At 60.6% G+C, this 24,753-nt stretch carries 18 protein-coding genes, 2 tRNA genes and 1 pseudogene; 13 read left to right on the plus strand and 8 right to left on the minus strand.

The window, feature by feature from the left end; all coding sequences use genetic code 11:
• The 9 genes from dnaA (at position 1) to BLLJ_RS00045 (ending at position 13,702) form a co-directional block, all read left to right on the plus strand.
• A complete protein-coding gene (gene dnaA, locus BLLJ_RS00005) occupies positions 1-1,503 on the plus strand; it encodes a chromosomal replication initiator protein DnaA (protein WP_007051767.1) in 1,503 nt (500 codons plus the stop codon).
• 735 nt (positions 1,504-2,238) lie between these two features.
• Positions 2,239-3,363, plus strand: a complete 1,125-nt coding sequence (dnaN, locus tag BLLJ_RS00010) for a DNA polymerase III subunit beta (RefSeq protein WP_007051765.1) — start codon at positions 2,239-2,241, stop codon at positions 3,361-3,363.
• A gap of 27 nt (positions 3,364-3,390) precedes the next feature.
• On the plus strand, positions 3,391-4,629 hold the full coding sequence (gene recF / locus BLLJ_RS00015) for a DNA replication/repair protein RecF (RefSeq protein ID WP_007054593.1): 1,239 nt from the start codon (positions 3,391-3,393) through the stop codon (positions 4,627-4,629).
• Positions 4,626-5,096 (plus strand): DUF721 domain-containing protein, encoded by a 471-nt coding sequence (locus BLLJ_RS00020; RefSeq protein WP_007051763.1) that lies wholly within the window; start codon positions 4,626-4,628, stop codon positions 5,094-5,096. The genes recF and BLLJ_RS00020 overlap by 4 nt, the downstream gene beginning before the upstream one ends.
• A 132-nt stretch (positions 5,097-5,228) precedes the next feature.
• Positions 5,229-7,367 (plus strand): DNA topoisomerase (ATP-hydrolyzing) subunit B, encoded by a 2,139-nt coding sequence (gene gyrB / locus BLLJ_RS00025; protein ID WP_173361534.1) that lies wholly within the window; start codon positions 5,229-5,231, stop codon positions 7,365-7,367.
• A gap of 67 nt (positions 7,368-7,434) precedes the next feature.
• On the plus strand, positions 7,435-10,086 hold the full coding sequence (gene gyrA, locus BLLJ_RS00030; protein ID WP_007051761.1) for a DNA gyrase subunit A: 2,652 nt from the start codon (positions 7,435-7,437) through the stop codon (positions 10,084-10,086).
• Positions 10,087-10,155: 69 nt separating this feature from the next.
• Complete coding sequence (locus tag BLLJ_RS00035; protein WP_007051760.1) at positions 10,156-10,722, plus strand: DUF3566 domain-containing protein; 567 nt, start codon at positions 10,156-10,158, stop codon at positions 10,720-10,722.
• A gap of 683 nt (positions 10,723-11,405) precedes the next feature.
• Positions 11,406-12,119 (plus strand): hypothetical protein, encoded by a 714-nt coding sequence (locus BLLJ_RS00040; RefSeq protein ID WP_007051759.1) that lies wholly within the window; start codon positions 11,406-11,408, stop codon positions 12,117-12,119.
• Positions 12,116-13,702, plus strand: a complete 1,587-nt coding sequence (locus tag BLLJ_RS00045) for a pectinesterase family protein (protein WP_007054589.1) — start codon at positions 12,116-12,118, stop codon at positions 13,700-13,702. The genes BLLJ_RS00040 and BLLJ_RS00045 overlap by 4 nt, the downstream gene beginning before the upstream one ends.
• A gap of 397 nt (positions 13,703-14,099) precedes the next feature.
• On the opposite strand, the gene gdhA is transcribed toward BLLJ_RS00045, so the two are convergent.
• Both gdhA and BLLJ_RS00055 read right to left on the minus strand, forming a co-directional pair.
• Complete coding sequence (gene gdhA, locus BLLJ_RS00050; RefSeq protein ID WP_007051757.1) at positions 14,100-15,446, minus strand: NADP-specific glutamate dehydrogenase; 1,347 nt, start codon at positions 15,444-15,446, stop codon at positions 14,100-14,102.
• Between the two features lie 318 nt (positions 15,447-15,764).
• On the minus strand, positions 15,765-16,199 hold the full coding sequence (locus BLLJ_RS00055; RefSeq protein ID WP_007051756.1) for an Lrp/AsnC family transcriptional regulator: 435 nt from the start codon (positions 16,197-16,199) through the stop codon (positions 15,765-15,767).
• A gap of 205 nt (positions 16,200-16,404) precedes the next feature.
• Between BLLJ_RS00055 and BLLJ_RS00060 the strand changes: the two genes are divergently transcribed.
• The 4 genes and pseudogenes from BLLJ_RS00060 (at position 16,405) to BLLJ_RS00070 (ending at position 19,447) form a co-directional block, all read left to right on the plus strand.
• Entirely contained in the window at positions 16,405-17,739 is a 1,335-nt protein-coding gene (locus BLLJ_RS00060) for a pyridoxal phosphate-dependent aminotransferase (RefSeq protein WP_007056527.1), read from the plus strand.
• Positions 17,740-17,988: 249 nt separating this feature from the next.
• Positions 17,989-18,054: pseudogene (locus BLLJ_RS11580) on the plus strand (zinc-ribbon domain-containing protein); the annotation flags it as partial.
• Positions 18,055-18,249: 195 nt separating this feature from the next.
• A complete protein-coding gene (locus tag BLLJ_RS11060) occupies positions 18,250-18,585 on the plus strand; it encodes a P-loop NTPase family protein (protein ID WP_007051753.1) in 336 nt (111 codons plus the stop codon).
• Between the two features lie 13 nt (positions 18,586-18,598).
• Positions 18,599-19,447: a hypothetical protein gene (locus BLLJ_RS00070; RefSeq protein ID WP_013582287.1), complete on the plus strand. Its 849-nt coding sequence runs from the start codon at positions 18,599-18,601 to the stop codon at positions 19,445-19,447.
• A gap of 856 nt (positions 19,448-20,303) precedes the next feature.
• Here BLLJ_RS00070 and BLLJ_RS00075 read toward each other — a convergent pair.
• The 6 genes from BLLJ_RS00075 to istA all read right to left on the minus strand — a co-directional run bounded on the left by BLLJ_RS00075 (position 20,304) and on the right by istA (position 24,733).
• Positions 20,304-20,376 (minus strand) — tRNA-Ala (locus tag BLLJ_RS00075).
• Positions 20,377-20,418: 42 nt separating this feature from the next.
• Positions 20,419-20,492: transfer RNA gene (locus tag BLLJ_RS00080), tRNA-Ile, on the minus strand.
• A 138-nt stretch (positions 20,493-20,630) separates the two neighbouring features.
• Entirely contained in the window at positions 20,631-21,035 is a 405-nt protein-coding gene (locus BLLJ_RS11350; RefSeq protein WP_230473291.1) for a transposase, read from the minus strand.
• Positions 21,036-21,386: 351 nt separating this feature from the next.
• On the minus strand, positions 21,387-22,397 hold the full coding sequence (locus tag BLLJ_RS00090; RefSeq protein ID WP_114555269.1) for an IS30 family transposase: 1,011 nt from the start codon (positions 22,395-22,397) through the stop codon (positions 21,387-21,389).
• A gap of 120 nt (positions 22,398-22,517) precedes the next feature.
• Entirely contained in the window at positions 22,518-23,279 is a 762-nt protein-coding gene (gene istB / locus BLLJ_RS00095) for an IS21-like element helper ATPase IstB (protein ID WP_013582291.1), read from the minus strand.
• Positions 23,276-24,733 carry an IS21 family transposase gene (gene istA / locus BLLJ_RS00100; protein WP_013582292.1) on the minus strand — a complete coding sequence of 486 codons (1,458 nt, stop codon included), beginning with the start codon at positions 24,731-24,733 and terminating at the stop codon, positions 23,276-23,278. Before istA ends, istB begins: the two co-directional genes overlap by 4 nt.
• Between the last annotated feature and the right edge of the window lie 20 nt (positions 24,734-24,753).

The raw sequence follows: 24,753 nt of genomic DNA on the forward strand, positions 1-24,753 counted from the left end.
ATGGTTAACGCTTCCGGCGACCCCGTAATCGAGGCCGCCCACATCTGGTCAGACACGCTGACGGTGCTCAAACACAGCGCTTCGCTCAGCCCACGAGAAAAAGGCTGGTTGGAAGGCGTTGTTCCTGAAGGCGTCTTCGGTTCGACCATCGTGCTGTGTGTGGACAACAACGACACGCTTCAAGCCATTCAGGGTGATTTGAACGATTCCCTGCTTCAGGCATTGCGTACGGTAACCGGCGAAAATATGTTTCCCGCGTTCAAGGTCGTGCCGAAAACCGAGCCCGAACCGCTTTCGGAGGCAAAGCCGGCGCAGCCATATCCTTCGGAAATTTCTCCGACTGTCGCCGAATTCGGTAAAGAATCCTATGGTGCAAAGCCGGCAGCCGCACCGCGGGAACCGATGCCCGCCACCGAGCCGCAGTTCCCGGTCGGTCAGCAGAAGATGAATCGCGATCCCGAGACTCATCTCAATAAGAACTTCACGTTTGATTCCTTCGTGCCCGGCGATTCCAACCGTTTTGCCCGTACGGTCGCACTGGCCGTGGCCGAAGGTTCCGGGCAGGATTTCAACCCGTTGTGTATCTATGGCGGATCGGGCCTGGGCAAAACCCACTTGCTGAACGCCATCGGCAACTATGCACTGGTCAAGGATCCCGGGCTGAAGGTTCGATACGTCACGTCTGAGGAATTCACGAACGAATTCATTGACGCGCTGCAAAACCCGAACCAAAGCCAGGGGCAGATTGCTGAATTCAACCGTCGATACCGACAGGTTGATGTGTTGCTTATTGACGATATCCAGTTCCTCGGCGGCAAGGAAGCCACCTTGGATCAGTTCTTCCATACGTTCAATGCACTGCATCAGGCAAATAAGCGTATTGTCATTGCTTCCGATGTAGCGCCCAAGAATTTGAAGGGTTTCGAGGCTCGACTCATCTCGCGCTTCGAATCCGGCCTGACCGTAGACGTCAAGCCGCCGGATCTGGAGACCCGAATCGCCATTCTTCGCATGATCGCCTCGATGAACGGCTCGAAAATCCCCAGCGATGTGTTGGACCTCATCGCCGAACGCTTCACCGAGAACATTCGTGAACTCGAAGGCGCGCTAACCCGTGTTACGGCCGTGGCCTCGCTGAGTAATCAGCCGGTGACCCGCGCCTTGGCCGAGCAGACGTTGCAGGACTTCTTCACCACCGATGTGGAAATCAAGCCCACGGACATCATCAGTCAGGTGGCGAAGTACTTCCACCTGACGTTTGAGGATCTTGTCGGTAAATCACGAACCAAAAACGTGGCTGTTCCTCGTCAGATCGCCATGTATCTGGCTCGCGAAATGACCAGTATGAGCCTGATGGATATTGGCCAGGTCTTTGGCGGACGCGATCACACCACAGTAATGCATGCCTGCACTCGAATCAGTGACCGAATGCAGCAAAAACAGGAGATCTATAACTACGTTATGGAGCTCACGGTTCGCCTCAAGCAAAGCAACACCAACTGACACAACGCTTCTGAGAGACGAAAAACGGCACTTTTTGGACTGACTTTCCGAAAAGTGCCGTTTTTGGTTGCTCAGGCGGATTCTGGTGGATACGTCGAGGCAACGGATTCGAGACATTAGATTCCTCATGGCTCCCCTTTGTGAGGGGATCTGTCGGCGCAGACGACTGAGGGGAGTTTCGAAGGGGAACACGCAAAAAACCATGAAACGAGAGAATCGATTCTGAGGACCGATTTTGCGGGTTTGGGCGAGCGAGACGGAAAAAGTGCCGAAAACGGTCTCCAGAATCGATTCTCCTCGACGAAAAAACAGTCTTCAACACGCCGTGCGAAAGTGCGAAAACCAAAAAAGTTATCCACATAGTTGTGCACAGATGTGGGTAAACTCGGCGGATAACTCGTGGATTACCCACTGTTTTGTTGTGGAAAACTCGTGCATAACCGCGACCTCGATGTGGAAAACTCAAATTCGACGAACTGGCTGTGGAAAACTCGCCCACTTATCCACAAGCCATGCAGAATTTGTCCACAATTTTCAGGGACTTATGAACCGTTGCAGTTGTAGGGCTCAGCCCTACTTATCCACACTATCCACCGGCCTTATTATGGCGATTACTTACTCAGTTACGTGAAAAGCATCATCGCCATAGTAACAGCCGGTCATCCAGCGTACGTAAGTTCGCCACCTAACGGCTAGAATATTTCTCAGCCAATCCGACGAAGGGAACAATCACACATGAAAGTCGAAATCGATACTGCAGCCCTGGCCGACGCCGTAGCCTGGACCTCCCGAGTCATCGACGCACGTCCCTCCAACCCGATTCTCGCTGGTGTCAAGCTGGAAGCCATTGACGGAACGCTGCAATTCTCCGCCTTCAACTACGAGATTTCCGCTCGCCACCACATCGAAGCCGGCGTTGACGAAGCCGGTTCCGTACTGGTTCAGGGCAAGCTGCTGGCCGATATCACCAAATCGCTGCGTTCGGAGAAAACGTACCTGGTCACCGACGGCTCCACGCTGACCATCACGTCCGGCAAGTCGAAGTTCACCTTGCAGCTCATGCCCGACACCGAGTACCCGGATCTGCCTGTGGTACCGGCCATGCTCGGCCAAGTCGATGCCCCGACTTTCGTTCAGGCCGTGAACCAGGCGTGCGTTGCCGTCTCCCGCGAAGAAAACCGCCCGGTACTGACCGGCGTTCGCATGCAATTCCAAGGCGACAAGGTCGTCATGACCTCCACCGATCGCTTCCGTTTGGCCCGCGCCACCTTCACTTGGACTCCGCAGAACCCGGACGTCGACACCACCACGCTGGTTCGCGGCTCCCTGCTCAAGGATGTGGCCCGTGCTCTTGACGAGCACCAGAACATCCGCCTTGATTTCGATGCCGATAGCCCGACGCTGCTCGGCTTCGAAAACGCCGGCCGCGTCTCCACCTCCCAGCTCATCGACGGTGAATTCCCGGCGGTCGACCGCCTGTTCGCCGACGAATATCCGATTCAGGCCGTAGTCAACAAGCAGGATTTGCTCGACGCCATCAGCCGTGTGGCTTTGGTCGCCGAACGCAATGCTCCGATTCGCATGACCTTCACCGGTCAGGAAGTGGCGCTGTCCGCCGGATCGGTCGACGAGGCTCAGGCCAACGAAACACTGGACATCGACATGGATGGCGACGACATCACCGTGGCATTCAACCCGTCCTACCTGAAGGAGGGTCTGTCCGCCGTAACCGAACCATTCGTGCGCATCAAAATGACGACCCCGGTCAAGCCGGTCGAGTTCAATGGCCAGCAGGAAGCTGATTCCGACGAGTCCATGGACTACCGATACCTGCTCGTGCCGATGCGCTTTAACAACTGAAATCCCTGAATTTCCAACGATTCGCTAATGCACATCTCCCGTCTCGCACTCGACCACTACCGCTCATGGAGTCAGGTAGTGGTCGATTTCGTACCAGGCGTGAATATCCTGTTCGGCAAGAACGGTCTGGGCAAAACCAATCTGGTGGAAGCCGTCGAAGTGCTGTCCACCGGATCGAGCCATCGCACGTCCAGCACGTTGCCGCTGATCGAACGCGGGCAGACCACGGCCACCATCCGCGCGAACGTCGCTGATGATGCCGGTCAAACCACTACGTATGAAGCGTCAATTCATGCGCGTGGTGCCAACCGAGCCCGCATCAACTCGGGGTCGTCGCTGTATCTGCGCGATATCATCGGCAAGATTCCCAGCGTTTCCTTCACTCCCGAAGATCAGCGGTTGGTGTCCGGCGATCCGGGAGCACGCCGCACCATGATGAATCAGGCTGCGGCTCTGCTCGAGCCCGGATACATGCAGACGTTGCAACAGTTCACGCGCATCGCCAAACAGCGTGCCACATTGTTGAAGCAATTGAATGCCAATGTCAACAATGGCCAGCCGATGGATGCGGTTCTGAGCGGTTTGGAAATCTGGACCGGCCAGTTCATCGAAGCCGGTGTGGCGTTGACCCGTATGCGCGCTCATGTGATCGGTCTGCTTGCCGAGCCATTTGCCGCGATTTACGCCGACTTGGCCGGTGCCGGCGAGCAGGTGACGCTCACTTATGCGCCTTCATTCGACGAAGTGCTGATGTTCGACGATCCGCATCCGCAGATTAGCGAGCATTTCCAACGCATCTACCCCGGTGAAGTGGCTCGCGGCGTGAACCTTATCGGTCCGCAGCGCGATGACATGAACCTTGAGTTGGGCGGTATTCCCGCCCGCGAGTTCGCTTCGAACGGCGAGATGTGGACGATGGCGTTGGCCTTGAAAATGGCATTGTTCGAAATAGTGCGTGACCGGTTGGGATTGCAGCCGATTGTGATTCTCGATGATGTGTTCGCCCAGCTTGACGACAGCCGGCGCACGCAGATTCTTGATTTCGCCAGAAAACAGGATCAGGTGCTGATTACCGTGGCCGCTGAAGGCGATGTGCCCGACTATGAATCGGCCCATCGCATCGACGTGGCCGCACTGGACGAACCAGCTTCCGTGATATTGCCAACTCTGGGCAATTTGTCCAATTCGCGGGAAAATGAGAGTTTGGGTGGGTATGACGAAAAAACCGCGGTGGACAGCGCGTCCGTAGAACGGAAAGTGTCATGAACCCGCCGATCGCCCGCCAACTCAACCTGGACGAGACCAAACTGCCGGCCGAAATATTCGAGCGGCTCTCCCGTCGCGGGGCGACCTTGAAGGACTACAGACGCCGCCGTGAAGAGGCCATCGAAAACTTCGGCAAACCGGGGCGCGATCCGGCTGAACTGGGCAGCGTGATGACCACCATCGCCGGCAACGGCGTCTGGACGGCGAATATGAAGCTTGCGCAATTGCGCAACCATTGGGACCAAGTGGTGGGTCAGGCCATCGCCAGCCATTCGGCAGTCGCCGATTTCACTGACGGCGTACTGACCATCCGCGCCGAATCCACGGTCTGGGCCACGCAGCTGACCTACCTTATCCCCCAACTCACCGATACCATCCGTCGCAATCTCAAAGGATTGACCATCACCGAGATTCGCGTGACCGGCCCGGCCGCCGGATACACACGCAAATGGGCTCGGCGGCGGTAGCCAAGATACCAAACAAATTCGCAGAAGCCTCGCTATGGCGCTCGTCGGGTTAGACGAGTAAAATCACATGCAGTATGGTCAAATGGCTAGAAGAGCCCTTTACGGGCCTCGTAAGCCATATCACCTCCGTGAATGACCTTCATGACGGAGGTTGACCCTGTAGTCACGGAAGGAAGCCTGTTGGCAGACGAAACCAGCAAAGAGGAGCAGCTGAAGGCGGCTGCGGAACGCATCAACAATGCGGAATTGACCGAAGGCGAACTTGACGAATCCATGGCCCCCGAGCATTATGAGGCCTCCGATCTGAGGGTGCTCGAAGGACTTGAGGCCGTGCGTATCCGCCCCGGTATGTACATCGGTTCCACCGGCCCGCGCGGTTTGCACCACCTGGTCTATGAGATCGTCGACAACTCGGTCGACGAGGCGCTGGCCGGATACGCCAGCCATATCGAGATCACCATTCTGCCGGACAACGGCATCCGTGTGGTGGACGATGGTCGAGGTATCCCGGTCGATGAGGTGCCCGGCGAGGGCGTCTCTGGTGTGGAGACCGTGATGACCAAGCTGCACGCCGGCGGCAAGTTCGGCGGCGGCGGTTATGCAGTGTCCGGCGGTCTGCACGGCGTGGGCATCTCCGTGGTCAACGCACTCTCCACCCGCGTGGACATCGAAGTGCGCCGTCAGGGCTTCCACTGGACCCAGACGTACATCGACCAGCACCCCACCGCGCCCTTGAAGCAGGGCGAGCCGATGACCGAAGGCGAGTCCACCGGTACGTCTGTGACTTTCTGGGCCGACCCGAAGATTTTCGAGACCACCATCTACGACTTCGAGACGCTGCGTTCCCGCTTCCAGCAGATGGCCTTCCTGAACAAGGGCCTCAAGATCAGCCTGACCGACGAGCGTGAGAACGACCAGGCCGGCGACGAGGTGGCCGGCGACGCCGCGGACGAGCCCGGCGCAAAGCACCAGACCGTCACCTACCAGTACCTCAACGGCATCAAGGACTACGTCGACTATCTGGTCAAGGTGCGCAAGGCCATGCCGGTGGAAGAGGACGTCATCAGCTTCGAGGCCGAAGACCTGAAGCTCGGCATCTCCGCCGAACTCGCCATGCAGTGGACCACTGCCTACTCCGAGGCCGTGCACACCTTCGCGAACACGATTTCCACCACCGAGGGCGGCACTCACGAGGAGGGCTTCCGCGCCGCGCTGACCTCGCTGGTCAACCGTTACGCGCGAGACAAGGGCATCCTCAAGGACAAGGACGAGAACCTCTCCGGCGACGACGTGCGTGAAGGCCTGACCGCCGTGATCTCCGTCAAGCTCACCAACCCGCAGTTCGAAGGCCAGACCAAGACCAAGCTCGGCAACTCCGAAGCCAAGACCTTCGTGCAGCGCGTGATGACCGACAAGCTCGGCGACTGGTTCGATGCCCACCCGGCCGAGGCCAAGAACATCATCCAGAAGGCCATCGAGGCATCCCGCGCCCGTCTGGCCGCCAAGAAGGCCCGCGAGAACACCCGCCGCAAGTCCATCTTCGAGTCCGCCGGCATGCCCGACAAGCTCAAGGACTGTCAGTCGAACAACCCGGAAGAGTGCGAGCTGTTCATCGTGGAGGGTGATTCCGCAGGCGGCTCCGCCATCCAGGGCCGCAACCCGATCACGCAGGCCATCCTGCCGCTGCGAGGCAAGATCCTCAACACCGAGCGCGCCAGCCTGGACCGCATGATGAAGTCCGACACCATCGAATCGCTGATCACCGCGGTCGGCGGCGGCTACGGCGAGGACTTCGACATCTCCAAGGTCCGCTACCACAAGGTCATCATCATGGCCGATGCCGATGTGGATGGTGCGCATATCGCCACCCTGAACCTGACGCTGTTCTTCCGCTACATGCGCCCGATGATCACCGCCGGCTACGTGTACGTGGCCATGCCGCCGCTGTATCGCCTGAAGTGGACCAAGGGCCCGCACGACTTCGTGTACACCGACGCCGAGCGCGACCGCGTGCTCGCCGAAGGCAAGGCCAACGGACGCCAGCTGCCCAAGGGCGAAGGCATCCAGCGCTACAAGGGTCTGGGCGAGATGAGCTACCAGGAGCTATGGGAGACCACCATGGACCCCGAGCACCGCATTCTGAAGCAGGTGCACATCGAGGACGCCGCCGCGGCCGACGAGACCTTCTCGATGCTGATGGGCGATGAGGTCGAACCCCGCCGCCTCTTCATCCAGCGCAACGCCAAGAACGTGCGTTGGATCGATGCGTAACGGAATCCTCCAACCTCCCTCGTCAGAGGGAGGTACACAACGGACTTAGACAACTAAAGGAACAACAGTGGCAGATGAAAACAACACCGGCGACGAGCAGTTCACGCCGGACGGCTCGATGGAGCCGTTGAGCCCGCAGGAGGCGGACACTACCGACTACGGCCTGATGGACACCGGCGAACGCATCCAGCGCAAGGACCTGCAGCAGGAGATGCGCGAGTCCTATCTGGCGTATGCCCTCTCCGTGATCGTCGAGCGCGCCCTGCCGGACGTGCGCGACGGTATGAAGCCCGTGCATCGCCGCGTGATCTACGCGATGTACGACGGCGGCTACCGCCCCGATCGCGGCTACAACAAGTGCTCCCGCGTGGTCGGCGACGTGATGGGTAAGTACCACCCGCACGGCGACTCCGCCATCTACGACACTTTGGTGCGTATGGCCCAGTCCTGGTCGATGCGCAACATGCTCGTCGACGGCCAGGGCAACTTCGGCTCCCCCGGCGACGACCCGGCCGCCGCCATGCGTTACACCGAATGCCGTATGGCCCCGCTGGCCATGGAAATGGTGCGCGACATCGACAAGGACACCGTCGACTTCGTGCCCAACTACGACGGCAAGACCCAGGAGCCGACCGTGCTGCCGGCCCGCTTCCCGAACCTGCTCGTCAACGGCTCCGCCGGCATCGCCGTCGGCATGGCCACCAACATCCCGCCGCACAACATGCGCGAGGTGGCGGACGGCGTCCACTGGGCGCTCGACCACCCGGACGCCAGCCGCGAGGAACTGCTGGAAAACCTGATCCGCATCATCAAGGGACCGGACTTCCCCACCGGCGCCACCATCCTCGGCCACAAGGGCATCGAACAGGCCTACCGCACCGGCCGTGGCCTGATCACCATGCGTGCCGTGGTCAACACTGAGGAGATCAACGGCCGTATGTGCCTGGTGGTCACCGAACTGCCCTACCAGGTCAACCCGGACCGCCTCGTCGTCTCCATTCGTGAGGCCGTGCGCGACGGCAAGATCCAGGGCATCGCCGACATGCGCGACGAGACCTCCGGCCGTACCGGCCAGCGCCTCGTGCTCGTGCTCAAGCGCGACGCCGTGCCGAAGGTGGTCCTGAACAACCTGTACAAGCACTCCCAGCTGCAGCAGACCTTCGGCGCCAACATGCTGGCGCTGGTCGACGGCGTGCCGCGCACGCTGAGCCTGGACGCCTTCATCCGCCATTGGGTGAACCACCAGCTCGACGTGATCGCCCGCCGCACCGCGTACCTGAAGCGCGAGGCCGAAGAGCGCGACCACATCCTGCAGGGCTATCTGAAGGCCCTCGACATGCTGGACGAGGTCATCGCCCTCATCCGTGCCTCCGAAGACACCGACACCGCACGTACGGGCCTTATGGGGCTGCTGGACATCGACCAGGTGCAGGCGGACGCCATCCTGGCCATGCAGCTGCGCACGCTGACCCGCATGAACCGCGACAAGATCGTGGCCGAGCATGAGGAATTGCAGCGCAAGATCGCCGACTACATCGACATCCTCGCCAAGCCGGAACGCCAGCGCAAGATCATCGGCGACGAGCTCGACGAGATCGTCGCCAAGTACGGCGACGACCGCCGCACCAAGATCCTGCCGTTCTCCGGCGAGATGAACGTCGAAGACCTGATCGCCGAAGAGAACGTGGTGGTCACCGTGACCCACTCCGGCTTCATTAAGCGCACCAAGGCCGACGAATACCGCTCCCAGCACCGCGGCGGCAAGGGCATCAAGGGCACCAAGCTGCGCGAGGACGACGTGGTGGATCACTTCTTCCTGACCTCCACGCACAACTGGCTGCTGTTCTTCACGAACAAGGGCCGCGTGTACCGCATCAAGGCCTACGAGCTGCCCGAGGGCTCGCGCGACTCCAAGGGCCAGCACGTGGCCAACCTGCTGCAGTTCGCGCCTGATGAGTCCATCCAGACCGTGCTGTCCATCCCGAACTACGAGGTGGCCAAGTATCTGGTGCTCGCCACCCGTTCCGGCAAGGTCAAGAAGACCCCGCTGGCCGAGTACGATTCCCCGCGCCAGGGCGGCCTGATCGCCGTGCGCCTCATGGCCGACGAGAACGGCGAGAACGCCGACGAGCTCATCGGCGCCGCGCTGTGCAACGCCGAGGACGACATCATCCTGGTCTCCAAACTCGGCATGAGCCTCAAGTTCCAGGCCGACGACGAGCAGCTGCGCCCGATGGGCCGCCAGACCGCCGGCGTGCAGGGCATGAAGTTCCGTAACGACGACAGCCTGCTGGCCATGGATGTGGTCCCTGGCGACTCCGACAAGGACCTGTTCGTGGTCACCAACGAGGGCTTCGCCAAGCGCACCGCCATCAGCGAATACCGTCTGCAGGGCCGCAATGGCCTGGGTATCAAGGCCGTGCAACTGGTCGAGGGCCGTGGTGCTCTGGTCGGCGCGCTCGTGGTGTCCGAAGACGATCAGGTCATGGCCATCATGAAGTCCGGCAAGGTGATTCGCTCCAACGTGGACGAAGTCAAACGCACCGGGCGCAACACCCAGGGCGTGACCTTTGCCAAGCCCGACAAGGGCGACACGATTCTCTCCATCGCCCGTAACGAGGAGAAGGACGAGCCCGAGGATGGCGGCGATGCCGCGGCGAACGGCACCGCCGAGACCGCACAATCCGGCGAGAATGTGAACAACGCGGACGAGGCGTGAGCAGCGTCCTGAAAAGCTGGTAGCCTCGCATACAGCAGAGGCTACCGCCAAGCCTGTTAAGGAGAAACGATGAGCGAGAATCTCGAAGACAACGAGCCCCGGATCATACCGCCGGCAGTCGGCAATACGCAGAACGAGCATGTCGAGCCGCTGATCGGTACTGAGCACGCTCCCCGCGTGGCACGCTCCGTGTCCAGCGATCCGGAAGAATCCGCGTTGCCTTCTTCAGGTGCCGCCACTCCCGTGCGTCCGGCACCTCGCCGTAGCGCCCCCAGGGCTCGCCGCATGAGCTTGTCGCTGACCCGCGTGGATGCTTGGTCCGTGGCCAAGGTGACGTTCATGCTGTCCATCGCCGTGGCGATTATTCAGGTCGTTGCCTCCGCGATCGTATGGGTGCTGCTTGATGTGGTCGGTGTATTCAGCCAGATTACGCAGATTGTGTCTTCCACCGGTCTTGATGCAGGCGGTTTCGATCTCAAGAACGTGTTGTCCCTTACCACCGTGGTCTCCGGCGTCACCATCTTCTCGATTGTTGAAGTGGTGATCTTCACCCTGCTGGCCACCATTGCGGCACTGATCTACAACGTGGTCAGCTCGCTGGTCGGCGGCGTGCACGTCACGCTCGGCGACGACTGATATAGCTATACTGACGGAACTCCCCTCAGTGAACCGCACCCCGGTTGTTGGACTGAAGTAATTCAGATTCGATGATCGGAGGTGCGGTTTCTTATGTGTGGGGTTCGTAGGCGTCGTTGCTGGGCCGAGACTTGGGACTCCGGCGACGCTGGGGGTGGCAGGCGTCGGTGTTGGGACAGGTTTTGTATCTCTGACGACGCTGTGGAGGGCTTACCGTCGTCAGCGGTACAGATCTTGGAGTTCTGCCGACGCTGAGGGTGCGTTCTGTGTCGTATGCGTCCAATTCTTGGCCCTCTGCCGACGCTGGGCACAGCAAGCGTCGTTGCTGGGCCAAGTTTTGGACTGCCGCCGACGCAGAGAATGCACACAGTGGTGTTGGTCTGCCAGCGTGTGGCAGCTTGGCGCCGCTGGGGGGGAGTCATGAGTCCCATTCCAACTCCCCCTTATTGACCACTTAGGGGTGCATCCCAACACATGGGGTGCACCCCCTTTTTTCTTGTTGTGCTACGGGGTTCCAGTCGCATTTTTTTCGGTGATATTTTGAACGCGAAGACAGGCTGGGAAATGCCCGATAGTCGTGTTCCCCTCAGCAGGTGAAGCCCTGCTTTCAGGCTGCAAAACCGACTCGGGTGTTCCGAAAGCGGCTTTCGTTGTTGTACATCGATACATAAGAGAGAACACCCATGAAAAACACCATTATTCGTGCTGCCGGTGTGCTGTTGGCTGCAAGCATGATATTTGGCGGTGCGGCAGCCACTGCATCGGCCGCGGAAGCAACGTCGCCGAGCACCGGCACCACCAGCAGCACGCAAGCCGCGGAATCCATCAATCGCGAATGGGTGCTGAATCCCGCGAACAACACTGAGCTGGCGGCTCTCGGCACTATACAAGGCGGATCCCAGACGTTCGACGGGCTGACCATCGATGCCACTGCAAACGGTGCCAAGTTTGCGCCGCGCGCCAATGACACCCAGATCAACGCCGGAACCATCATCAGCATCCCGGTGCCAGCCCACACCAATACAGCCACCATCACCCTTGCGTTGTCCGGCGGCACCACCACTATTACCGCGGATGCCGGTGAAGTGAGCAGCGACAACACAGTTATCGCCTTGCCTGCTGCGGAGTCGGCTCGTACGGTAAACGTCACCTTCACTGCCCAGACCTATCTCAACGGCATCGCCCTTGCCGAACAGCAGCCGGAACCCGAGTTCCCCGGTACGCCCACGGTCGCGGCCAAAGACACGAACTGGGACTTCACGGAAACCGGCATCGATCGACCGGCCGTGCAGGGCCTACCGACAACTACCAAGGCGTCGCCATCGACGCTCGGGCGCAAGGCGCCAAGTTCAACCCGCGTACTACCGCGGCAAGCGGCGGCAGCGATACTCAGGTGAACGCTGGAACCATCCTGTACATTCCGGTCGCACAGGCCGAGGGCGGCGCTACAGTCACCGTGAAGGGCCAGCTGTACGGTCCTACGCTCAAGCTCGACGGTACGGACATCACCACCGGCACTGCTGTAACCATCGCAACCGACAGCACGCGCTACGTGCCGCTCTCCGTTGAAGGCACGGGCAGCCTGTACCTGACCGGCATCGCCATCGACTACGCGGCCGGCTCCCCCGCCGCCACCAGCCACACGGTCACCGTGGGCCCGAACGGCCAGTACCGGACCATTCAAGCCGCTCTGGATGCTAACGACTCTTCCGAAACCGACCGACTAGTGCTGAAGATCACTCCGGGCGACTATCGCGAGAAGATCACCGTGACCAAGCCGGGCGTCACCTTCGCCAACGCCGACGTGACCGCCAAGCGCGCGGTGACGATTCGCGCCAGCTACTATTCGTCCAACACATTCGATGCCGACGGCAAGTTTGTGCCGCAGGATGAATTCGACCTTGGCACCAACAAGTGCGCCACCGTGACCATTGGCGCGGGTGCCACAGGTTTCTCCGCCTACGGCATCACCTTCCAGAACGATTACAACGTGGTGGATCACACGGCGGCGGGCGAGCAGACGCCGGCCGTGGCGCTGAACACCCAGGCAGACAAGGTGTACCTGAAGAACAGCCGCATCATCGGCCGTCAGGACACTCTGTACGTGCAGGGCGCCGGCAACCGCGTGTACGTGGACGGCGGCTACATCGAAGGCACGGTTGATTTCGTGTTCGGCGACGCCAACGCCTACTTCGCCGGCACCGAGCTGCACATGGCCGCGTTCGCCGGCAAGAACAACGGCTACTTCACCGCCGCCAACACCAAGAAGTCCGGCGTGGGCCTGGTGTTTGACCGCTGCAACTTGACCGTTGCCGCAGCATATGACGACGATGCCAAGCTTTCGCTGGGCCGCCCGTGGCAGACGTTCGCGCAGTACACGCAGGTGCGTAAGGGCGACGGCAGCAGCTATGTGACCGGCGTGGATTTGGGTACGAAGAACTCGGCGTATACGGACACTTCCTCGGCCGTGACCTACCTCGACAGCACGATGTCCAGCAAGATCACCAAGAATCGTTGGAATGTGTGGACCAGCAAGAACCAGAGCGGCAAAAGCGTGGACGTGACCTTCCACGATGATGTGCGATTCGCGGAATACGCCAGCCACGATGAAACCGGCGCGCTGCTTGATCCGGCTGATTATAAGAACGTCGTGCTCGGCTCGATGTCTGCTTTGGATGAGGCTCAGGTGCAGGCGAAGCGTGCTGAATTGCTCGCGGCACTGGGCTTCGGCTCGGCGGCTGGTCAGTGGGTTGTGCCGGATGGCGCGTGGCCATTCGCTTACGACCCGAACTACTCGACCGGCACTGATGTGCAGCCGACTCAGCCGGGCGGCAACGCCTCGCCTAACGCGGATTCGGCGGCCAAGGCCGACACCATGCCGGAAACCGGCTCGGCCATCATTGCGGTGGTTGTAGTCGCCGTGCCGCTGCTCGTTGCTGGCTTGGCGCTGGTAGCAGTGCGCCGCAATCGCCAGCAGTGATTGAAAGCGTTGCTGCGAACCGGACCTGGTGACCTTGTAGACGGGGGGCTATCTCCGTTGAAAGAGGTACATTGATGGCTTTGCAGAAAGCCAACTGCTTTCAAAGGGGTACCTGAACCACGAAACCTCGAGTATAAGCGTTGCAATGACGGCGTTTATACTCGGGGTTTCCCATATTCAGTACCCCTCTGAATGCAGTTAGCTTGGATCGATGATCATATCCAAGAATTCACTCGTATAGTGGTGCGTAATGCTTACGTATTTGGGATAGCACTTGTTGCTCGTTGTACATATAGCAATGCCCTTGCCTCCTCACGGGGAAGCAAGGGCATTACGCTACTGCTTAGTACTGCTTAGTATTGCTCAGCACTGCTCAGCGATTGCTCAGCGGCAAGCGTCACAGCACGCCCTGGGCAACCATGGCGTTGGCGACCTTGACGAAGCCTGCGGCGTTGGCACCGAGCATCAGGTCACCCTCGTGACCGTATTCCTTGGCGGCGGCCAGGGAGTTGGCGACGATTTCTTCCATGATGGACTTGAGCTTGGCGTCGACCTCTTCGAAGGTCCAAGACAGGCGGTAGCTGTTCTGGCTCATCTCCAGGCCGGAGACGGCCACGCCACCGGCGTTGGCAGCCTTGGCCGGGCCGTACAGCACGCCGTTCTTCTGGTAGACCTCGATGGCCTCCGGGGTGGACGGCATGTTCGCACCCTCGACGACCACGGTCACGCCGTTGTCCACGAGCTTCTGTGCGGATTCGCCATCAACCTCGTTCTGGGTGGCGCACGGCAGAGCGATGTCGCCCTTGACGGTCCACACGCCCTTGCTGCCCTCGTGGTACTCGGAGCCCGGAACGCGCTCGGCGTATTCCTTGATGCGGCCGCGCTCGACTTCCTTGATCTGCTTGACGACCTCGACGTTGATGCCGTTCGGGTCGTAGATGTAGCCGTTGGAGTCGGAGACGGTGACGACCTTGGCGCCCAACTGCTCAGCCTTCTGAGCGGCGTAGGTGGCCACGTTGCCGGAGCCGGAGATCACGACGGTCTTGCCCTCGAAGGAGTCGTTGCGCAGCACGCGCAGGGCTTCCTGGGTGTAGTAGCACACGCCGTAACCGGTGGCCTCGGTGCGGGCCAGGGAACCGCCGAATTCCAGACCCTTACCGGTCAGGACGCCGGAGTACTCGTCGCGGATGCGCTTGTACTGGCCGAACAGGTAGCCGATCTCACGACCACCGACGTTGATGTCGCCGGCGGGAACGTCGGTGAACTGGCCGATGTGGCGGCTCAGCTCAGTCATGAAGGCCTGGCAGAAGCGCATGACCTCAGCGTCGGACTTGCCCTTCGGGTTGAAGTCGGAACCGCCCTTGCCGCCGCCCATCGGCAGCGTGGTCAGGGAGTTCTTGAGAATCTGCTCGAAGCCAAGGAACTTGACGACGGACTCGGTCACGGTCGGGTGGAAGCGTAGTCCGCCCTTGTACGGGCCAATGGCGGAGTTGAACTGGATACGGTAGCCGCGGTTCACCTGAACCTTGCCCTCGTCGTCAACCCAGGCCACGCGGAACTTGATGGTGCGCTCCGGCTCGACGATGCGCTCCAGTACACCGGCCTTCTCGTACTCCGGGTGCTTCTCGACAACCGGCTGCAGGGTCTCGAAGACCTCGCGAACGGCTTGCAGGAACTCCGGCTGATCGCCGTCACGGGCAACGACCTGGTCGTAGACACGCTTGATGTACTCGTCAGTGAGCATGATTCTCCTCGATTTGCTAGGGAATTAAGACGGTTTTATTCTATGCGCGCAGGCCCTTGCTGCATAGAGTCTCGCTCGGATAACGGGAAAGCTATCGGCGTGGTTATGGGGTGGTTCAAGTTTCCGTTTGTTAGATTTTTCGGCGATTGCTGGATGTCTGTCTGTGCGTGAATCGGGTCGAAATGGAAGCTGCATCACACCGAAGGTGCGTTCATATAGTGGACATAAAGGTGGACTTGGGTGATGTCGGATGTGCCCGTTGGGAATCGTGCGCCGTAGGGGCCGAGGTCTTCGGCGCGCAGGTTACCGGGTTCGCGGTCAGTGCGCGAAGTAGGTCTGCAGAATCATCGTGGTCTCGGTGCTTACCGGCACCGTGCGGTGGATGAGATTGAGCAATTCCTCAAGGGCGGTGGGGGAGGCCACGCGTACCACCAGTACGAAGCTGGGGGCGCCGGCCACCGAATAGCAGGAGACGATGCCGTCGATATTGTTCAGCTTGTCCGGAATCGAGGATTCGGCTGAGTAGTCGAGCGGGGTCACGTTGACGAACGCGCTGATGGGCAAGCCACGCTGCTCTTGGTCGATGATGGCCTTGTATCCCTTGATGATGCCGCGCTTCTCCAGCTTCTGCACGCGCGACTGGGCGGCGGAGACGGACAGTCCGGTCGCCTGGGCCAGTTGCGCGAGCGTGGCGCGGCCGTCGGCCTCCAGCATGGTGAGGATGCGCTGGTCGGTCTCGTCAATCGCGGTCATGGTGTCTTCTCCGTTCGTTGTGCTCTGTGTTCACTGTACCTGTTGCCGGAATGCGATGGCTTTCCGATTTTGCCTGGTAATTTCAGTAGTTCTTCCTGTGTTTTCTGTTGTGTGGTGGAATGTTTATGCCTAAAGTCCTAATTGAATGTAATAATTCCTTCTGAAATAAGAGAACGACGAAATAATTCCATTGAGGAGGGATGATATGCAGAAGTTTTCCAACATGCCTCTGTCCGAAGTTGCATCTGCTGCTGTGCCTGCTGCCAGACGGGTTGCTGTGCCGACCGCCAAGCCCGCGAGCTTGTCCGCCGAAGCCCTGAATATCCCGCGCTCCGGCATCCGAGACGTATTCGACCGTGTAGAGCGCGTGCCTGACGCGATTTCACTGACCGTGGGGGAGCCCAGCGCCACGGCCGCGCCGCATATCGTGGCGGCCGCTTGCGAGGCCGCACAGGCTGGCCGCACTCGGTACACCAACGTGCTCGGCGTCCCCGAATACCGCAAGGCCGTGGCCGATTACTCCGCCCGTGTGAAGGGACTCACTTATGATCCCGAAACCGAGATTCAAGCCGTTGACGGTGCCACGATTGGCCTGTTTCTGGCGCTGAAAGCCGTGGTAGGCACCGGCGATGAAGTGATTATTCCCTCGCCGTTCTTCACTTCCTATGACGCCGAAGTGATGCTGTGCGGCGGCCGCCCGGTCACCGTGGCGCTGCGTCCGGAGCACGGCATGCGCGTGAACGCGGCGGACATCGAAGCGGCGATCACCCCGCGCACCCGCGCCGTAATCATCAACTCACCCGGCAATCCGACCGGCGCGGTAACTTCTGCCGCTGAACTGGCGCGTATTGCCGAAGTATGCAAGCAGCACAATATTTGGGCCATCTCCGACGAGGTTTACCATCCGTTCGTGTTTGGGGAAACGTTCGGGGAAACGCTTGGGGGAGAGGCAGCCGTGGCACCATCGATTGCCGCGGTGCCGGGCATGAAAGACCGCACCATTGTGGTGGAAAGCCTGTCGAAAACCTACGCGATGACCGGCTGGCGCATCGGCTACCTGCTGGCACCCGAAGCGGTCATCGAACAGACCGGTAAAATCGCCGAACTCATGCACTCCTCGGTGAACTCCTTGGCGCAATACGCAGGCGTGGCAGCACTGGCCGGTCCGCAGGATCATGTGGCCGCCATGCGCGAGGAATACCGCGCCAAGCGCCAGATCGTGCTGGACGGTCTGGCCGGATGCCCGGTATTGCGCTTGATTGAACCGCAAGGTGCGTTCTACGCCTTTGTGGACGTACGCCTGACTGGCCTTGACTCCGGTGAATTCGCAGACCGTCTGCTGGACGAAGAGCACGTGGCCGTGGTCCCCGGCGAGGCCTTCGGCGAGGAGGGGCGCGGCTTCGTGCGCCTCTCCTACGCCGGAGATGCCGGCGAGCTGCGTGAGGGCGTCGCCCGTCTGCGCGCATTCGCCGAACGGGTATGGAACCCCATCACCGGCCACCACACCGCCACCTATCACCCCATGGAGGTGCTGGCCTGAGGCTTAAAGCGAGGCTAGGCCGCCATTCGGCCTCGTCGGCGCGAGCGATGGCCTGCTTCTTGGCTCGCAGCAAGATGTAGCCGAGTACCAGAACGTTGGCCAGAGCTCGATGTTGGCATCGCGTCAAAACAACCGCATTAAGGCTGCCGCGTTTCGTATCGTTACGCGTAGGGGCTGGCTGAGGCGTAATGCTGAAGAGTAACATTGAAGCAATGGCAATCAAGCCGATTTGAGGAAGAGAAGCACACGATGGCGTACTGCGGCCACTGCGGAAATAGAGTTGATAGGCCGGCACGATTTTGCCCGGCATGTGGAGCGTCTGTAGACAGCGCACCGGTTGCGTCTGTACCAGTGCCGGCCGCATCGTCAGCCGTACCGACTGCGTCGATACCGGCACCTGCTGTGCCAGCGCCTTCAGTACCACCATCGATACCAGCCGCGCCGGTTGCCCCATCGGTTTACGCCGCGCCCGCTGCCCCACAGCCGGCACCAACTGCTCCCTTGCCAGCTTTGCCGATTCCCGCTCCTGCCGCATATCAGGCGACTGATGCAACCGCCGTCCTGGCACCGCCGCGCAAATCCAGCAAGAAGCTGATCGCCGTTCTCTGCGCATTGCTTGCGACGATTCTGGTGGCGGCCTTGGCATTCATCGTCCCCAACTTCACCGCCGTCAAAGCGATGCTGGGCTTCCAGCCCACCAATCCGCTGGTCGTCACCTTCGACGCGATCAACTCGCTGTCCACTCTGCGCAGCACCAAATACGAACTCAGAACCCACAGCAGCACTGACGACTCCCTTGACGCGCGGATGTCTGGCATGTATTCGCTGGGGCAAAACCACCAATGACTCCTCCGCGTCTGTGACCATCAAGACAGATGAACAGGCAACAACCCTCGCTTGGCACAAAGGCGCATTCGCCGGGAAAAACGTTTGGTATGATGACGACCCCTACTACATCTACTACCCGGCCGACCAATATGAAGATGACTTAAGGAACGGCGTTGGTAGTGATGTGGCGGACTTGATATTGAACGTCAAGGATGCGTTGGTCAAGAACGGTGCTTGGGACATCACCGGCGCGGAGCAAACGTTCTACGATCAGCTGGACAAGATGAACGACGATGGGTACTCGAACGACATCGACCGGGCCAAGGGCACGAAAACGTCTGCCGAGGTGAAGGCCGAGGCCAGCAAATTCATCCAACAATATTTCGGCGTGGAGCTGGAAGATAAGAATGTGCGCAGCCAGCTGTTCCCGAATACATCGTCTGCCAAGTCTGCCGGCAATACGCAGCTGTCGTACCAAATCGATATCAAAGCGTTGTCTCAGCATTTCGTGAATTACTGGATCAGTCATGAAGCGCAGTATCCGCATCTGAAATCCTGGGTGATTCAGCAAATCGAGGATGCCGGCGTGGACGATGCTGAAGATGAGTACCGTCAGGCGCTCGATAATGTGCGCAACTGGGATTTCGGCACGGATGAAGAGCCGGAGATGCCGACTATCACCGTGGATCTGAACTACGGCAGAAAGCGTCTGATGAATTCGATTGCCATAAGCGTGTCCGGCAAGGACGAATACGGCGACTCCTATAATGGCTCGCTATCGTTGACGCTCAGTCAGCAGAACGCGGTGTCTGTGGACGACCCCGATTTGACTGATATGGTGAGCAAAGCCAAGGACAACAACGGACTGGATTTGTCCTGAATATGGTGCGTGGGATGTTGCGGCGGCGCTAATTTCCTCGGTGGGCTATCACGCACTCTTCCCGCTTGCAGCGGTCTGCTCGCTGATTGGCGCGGTGCTGATCGTCTTCATCAAGTCAGTGAAGTAAACATACTTATTCATCCCTCTTCCTTCCATAACAAACGAGCGGAGGGGTTGGGCCATTGTTTTGCGGTGTGTCCAGTCTCTCCGCTCGTTTATTTGCTTGATTCTGTGGAATGGAAGGGGCATGCTCTATGTCAAATAAGATAATGCGGAAGGGCTGTTCTGCGTGCATATATCTTGCTGAACGTATTTGAGGGTACTTTCTGGTTAAAGACACGCCCTATGGTGGGCAGAATGCTGCCGTTGTGTCTGGCGTCGGTCGCAGGACATGTCGTATCATGAGGGCCCAAGCTTAATTCAGCCGTCCTCAATCTGATTAGTCGTCGGGTCGGGTTGGCGTGATCGGCTTGCAGGGAATCATCCGGCTCTTCCGGTTTTGGCGTGACCCGCAGCCTCCTCCACACCGGCGGCTTCAGACACACCATACAAGCCCACCTATAAGCATCCCCCTACACACCAAAACCGGAAGAGCCAATTATCTGCCGGTACCTTCCACCCGAGAGGAAGGTGTAGTCCTCCGGGTCCGGGCGATATCGCCGCAAGGCGAAGGATTTTCGTGTACCGTTCCATGAAGACGGAGCGACAATGACCACGCGGTTGGTCTGAATCCTCGAGGGGTGGTCCTTAACAGGACCACCCCTTTTTCGATGGAGAGGGCCATGGCGGACTGGGAGAATCCCTCGAACAAGAACGCAAAAACCCTCAGAATCGGTATTATTCCAAGGGTTGTCTGTGGAGCTAGCCGGGTTCGAACCGGCGACCCTCTGCTTGCAAAGCAGATGCGCTACCAGCTGCGCTATAGCCCCGTGAGAAAAAAAGAGCGGCTCGCGGCCGCTTCATTTTTCCTGTGGGCCCGGGAGGACTTGAACCTCCGACCTCATCCTTATCAGGGATGCGCTCTAACCAGCTGAGCTACGGGCCCGATCCATACGCTTCAAAAGCGCACAAGTGATTACAATACCATTGAACGGCGGTATGTCAATAACGGCGTGTCGCGATTGTCGCTTGCGCCATGATTGCCGGCTCGACGGTCAATGCCCAGCTACGTAACCTTGCGTTCTCACACCGTAATGCTGCGGTTACACCTCCCTCTCTGCGCAGAAATGTCCAATACATATGAGGCTTCTGCTGTTTTCGTGGGTTGGGTTCTTGGTTGTGGTGGGCGTATGTCGAGTCCGCCGCGGCGGAGCATGACAAGCGCGATGGGATTGTTCGCGTGGTGGAAGCCGTAGGCCATGCGGATGGTGACCTTGATCCTGTTGTCGGACGCCTCGAGCCTGGCGTTTGAACAGCCCAATTCGATTGTCCCGAGGATGTCGGGCCCATGACGGCGGATCTTCCGGGCGGGTTCGACGATCTCGGGGATGCGGCTGTGGGACGCCCGGAACACCCGGCGGTTCAGTTCGGTCCGGGCCTGGTCGCCGGTCGTTTGGGCATCGTCCGGAGGGGTTCCCTGAGCCGCCATGAACGGTAGGGCCGGCCCTTGGGGTCCGTGTCCCGCAGGTTCCCGGACGCCTCGGACCGTCTGTCGGTCAGCTTGCCGGGGTTCTTCAGGACGGTGTATCTGCCGCCGCGCATGCGCTTGACGGATTTCTCGTCCCCGTCGCGGCGCTGCGCTTCGACGGCTACACGGACGGGGCGGACCTGTGGCAGTACGTCATCGCGAACTTCGGCACCCTCTGCTGGGTGCCATCATGCTCGGCTGTCTCGTCATGGTGTCCTCGGCCACCGCGAAGGCGGGGCAGATTCTAGTGGTGGTTGCAACACCTGAGGTTTGAGCGGCCTTCCATGGTCACGTTGTCGGTTGTTGAGGTTATCACGCGGCGTCGAGCAGTTCGATGATCTTCTCGCTTGGTTTCATGAACCCGAGGGTTTTGCGTGGCCGGTCGTTGAGTTCCTCGGCGACCGCGTCGAGGTAGTCCTCCGGGTAGACGGATAGGTCGGTGCCTTTGGGGAAGTACTGGCGCAGGAGCCCGTTGGTGTTCTCGTTGGTGCCGCGCTGCCACGGGGAGTGCGGGTCGCAGAAGTAGACGGCCATGTCCAGCGAGGCGCCGATCCGTTTGTGCAGGGCGAGTTCCGCTCCCTGGTCCCAGGTCAGGCTGTTGCGCAGGAGTTTGGGCAGGTGCTGCATCTTGTCGATGATGGCCTGCTGGACGTGTTCGGCGTCGTGCCCGTCGGGCAGGTGCAGCAGGATCGTGAACCTGGTGGTGCGCTCGACGAGCGTGCCGATGGCGCTTTTGTTGCGGCTGCCGGTGATGAGATCGCCCTCCCAGTGGCCCGGGACCGCCCGGTCCTCGATCTCCGGGGGTCGCTCCGAGATCATGGCCATGGGTTCGCGGAAACGGGGTTTGCGGCCTTGGCCGCCTTGGGGTCTGCGGGCGGTTCGCCCCTGCCTCATGGCGCGTTTCAGCTCCTGCTTGAGTTCGCCCCTGGCCTGCAGGTAGATGGCCTGGTAGATCGTCTCGACGCTCGCGTGCATATCCCCATTATCCGGGAAGTCCAGCCTCAGCCGGTTGGCTATCTGCTCCGGGCTCCAATGCCTGCGCAACCCGGCGGCGATCTCGTCCCACAGTCGCGTGCCCTCGGCCGCCTTGCGCGGTTTGGGGCGTTTGAGCCGGTCCGCGGCCTTCTGCTGGGCGCGGTAAGGCTCGTAACCGCCGGACTCGGGATTCCTGTTGCGCTCGACCTCGCGGCTGACCGTGCCGGGGTCGCGGCCCAGCAGGCGGGCGATGGCGCGGATCGAATCGCCCAGACGCAGACGGTCCGCGATCTGGATGCGCTCCTCCTGGCTCAGGTAGCGCGGATGGAGGGTCTTGGGTTTGTCCATGGTGGAACGATACCAGTCCACCAGGGGTTTCTCGTTTGTATTTAGTCAAGTCGGTGTTTCGTGTTTCGTCACTAATTTTTTTCGGTTTTCGGCATGAGGAGTGCCGGCCGGTGGTTTGTTTTACTGGTTGTCCGTCTTGCCGAACATGAGGGCCTGGCTGACGCGTCGGCTGGGGCCGGTGAATTCGATGAGGCGTCCGTGGTGGACGATGCGGTCGATGATCGCGGCGGCGAGTTTGTCGTCGGCGAAGATCGTCCCCCATTTGCTGAACTCGATGTTCGTGGTGAAGATGATGCTGCGCCGCTCGTAGCTGCCGGCGATGATCTGGTAGAGGAGGCGGGCCCCGTCGATGTCGAAGGGCACGTAGCCGAACTCGTCGAGGATGATCAGGTCGGCACGGGCGAGGTCTTTGAGCAGGTTGTCGAGGGCGCCGTCGCGTTTGGCCTTGCCGAGCTGGAGCACGAGCTCCGCGGTCTGCCGGAACCTCACGCTCCTGCCTTGCTCGATGGCGAGCATGCCCAGGGCGGTGGCCAGGTGGGTCTTGCCGCGTCCCGTCTTGCCGTAGAACACGAGGTCCTGCGCCTTGGCCACGAAATCGAGGCCGGTCAGCTGCTCCTTGGTGTATCCGTCGGGCAGGCGCACGTTCGCGAAGTCGTAGCCGTCGAGGCTTTTGGGCACCGGGAACCGGGCCTGGCGCATGAGCCTTGCCCGTTTGGAGGCCTCCCTGTTGGCCAGTTCCGTGGCGAGCATGCGGTCGATGGCGTCCAGTTGGCGGGGCGTGGCCCATTCGAGCGTTTCGTCGATGGTGGCCTGCGAGATGAACAGGCTCCTCGCCCGCTCGCGCAGCGGGCCGGGGTCGGTCCGTCCGTTCTTCTGGTTCACTCGTCCTCCTTGGTGTAGGCGATGTCGTATTCGCTCAGGTCCACGGGGTCGTCGTAGGCCACGGGTCCCAGGCCCGAGGCGTGGCGTGCCGCGGCCAGACATACCCCGGCCCGGTCCGTGCCTCCGGTGGATTCGAGGATCTCGAGCATGCCGGCCACGGCCGCCCGCCAGCCGCTCTCGCCGTCGGCGTGCAGCAGGGCACGCAGGCTGTCGCGCCGCGTGGCCTCGTCCTGCGCGTCGATCCATTCGCGAAGCGGGTCGGGCATCGCGTCGCGCACCCGGCTGTTGCGCCAGGCCGCCGGCCGGTCGCACAACAGCCCGAGCTGGCTCGACGGGTCGCCGCTGTCGGTCGGCTTGTCCCCGTAGGACCTCGGATGCGTGATCACGCGTTTGCCTTCGGCATCGAGGATCTCCACCTCCAGGGCCCTCAGGCCGACGATCATCTCATGGCCGGCGTGTTCGGGTCCGGCCGCGTACCGGTGGCGGCCCTGGACGGTGACGTTTCCGTATTTGTCGGCCTTCATCCTCGTCCACGTGACCACGTCGAACGGCTTGGCGGGCAGGGGCAGCAGCGCCTTGCGATCATCCTCGAACAGGCCGGCCTGGCTCTCGCCCTTCCTGTAATGGTCCTTGTCCCCCAGCTCGAGACAGCGGTCGGGAAGGCGCAGGTTGAAGTTGTCGAGGCTCCACACGCTGGGCACCGGCACGAACAGCCTTCGGCGCACGGCCCCGACCCTGGCCTCGACCGCGCCCTTCTCGTGGCCCGAGTACGGGTTGCAGAACGAGTACTCGAACCCGTAATGGGCCTGGAACGCCTGGAACAGGCGGGTCAGGCGGATCTCGTCGAACCGTCGGCGGCCCACGCCGGCGGCATTGTCGTACACGATGCGCCGGGGCACCCCGCCCAGCCATTCGAACAGGTTAAGCAAAGCCTGACACGTGCATTCCGCGTTCTCCCCGGGCATCAGCTGGCACGGCGAGATGTTCGAGTACGGGAAATCCAACACGAAATGCCGCATCCGCGTCACGACGCCCCGGTAGCGCACGTCGACCTGGCCGAAGTCCGCCTGGCATTCGCCCGGATGCCACGACAGGTCCAGGAAACCCATCTCGCGCTCCGCCATGAACTCACGCTTCAACCGGGCCACCGTCCGGGTCACCGTCGACAACGACGCCTCCACCCCGTACTCGTCACGCAACCGCTCGTGGATGCGCGTCGCCGTGTGACGTTGCTTGTGCCAGGTCTCCCGGTCCTCGGCGAGCATGCCCTCGATCACGGGAATCCACTCGTCGAGCACCGAGCCACGGCGTCTCCTTACCGGAGGCCTGGCCGACAGGTCGTCGGCCTTGAGATACTTGCGCACGGTCGGCTCGCTGACCTTCTCGCCGCGCGCGATCGAGGCGACGGACTCCCCATTCCTGCGCCTCTGACGGATAGACTGTATTTTGGGCATGCTGATCATTTGCCTTTCCG

It is taken from the genome of Bifidobacterium longum subsp. longum JCM 1217, from assembly GCF_000196555.1.
In the GTDB taxonomy this organism is placed as follows: Bacteria; Actinomycetota; Actinomycetes; order Actinomycetales; family Bifidobacteriaceae; genus Bifidobacterium; species Bifidobacterium longum.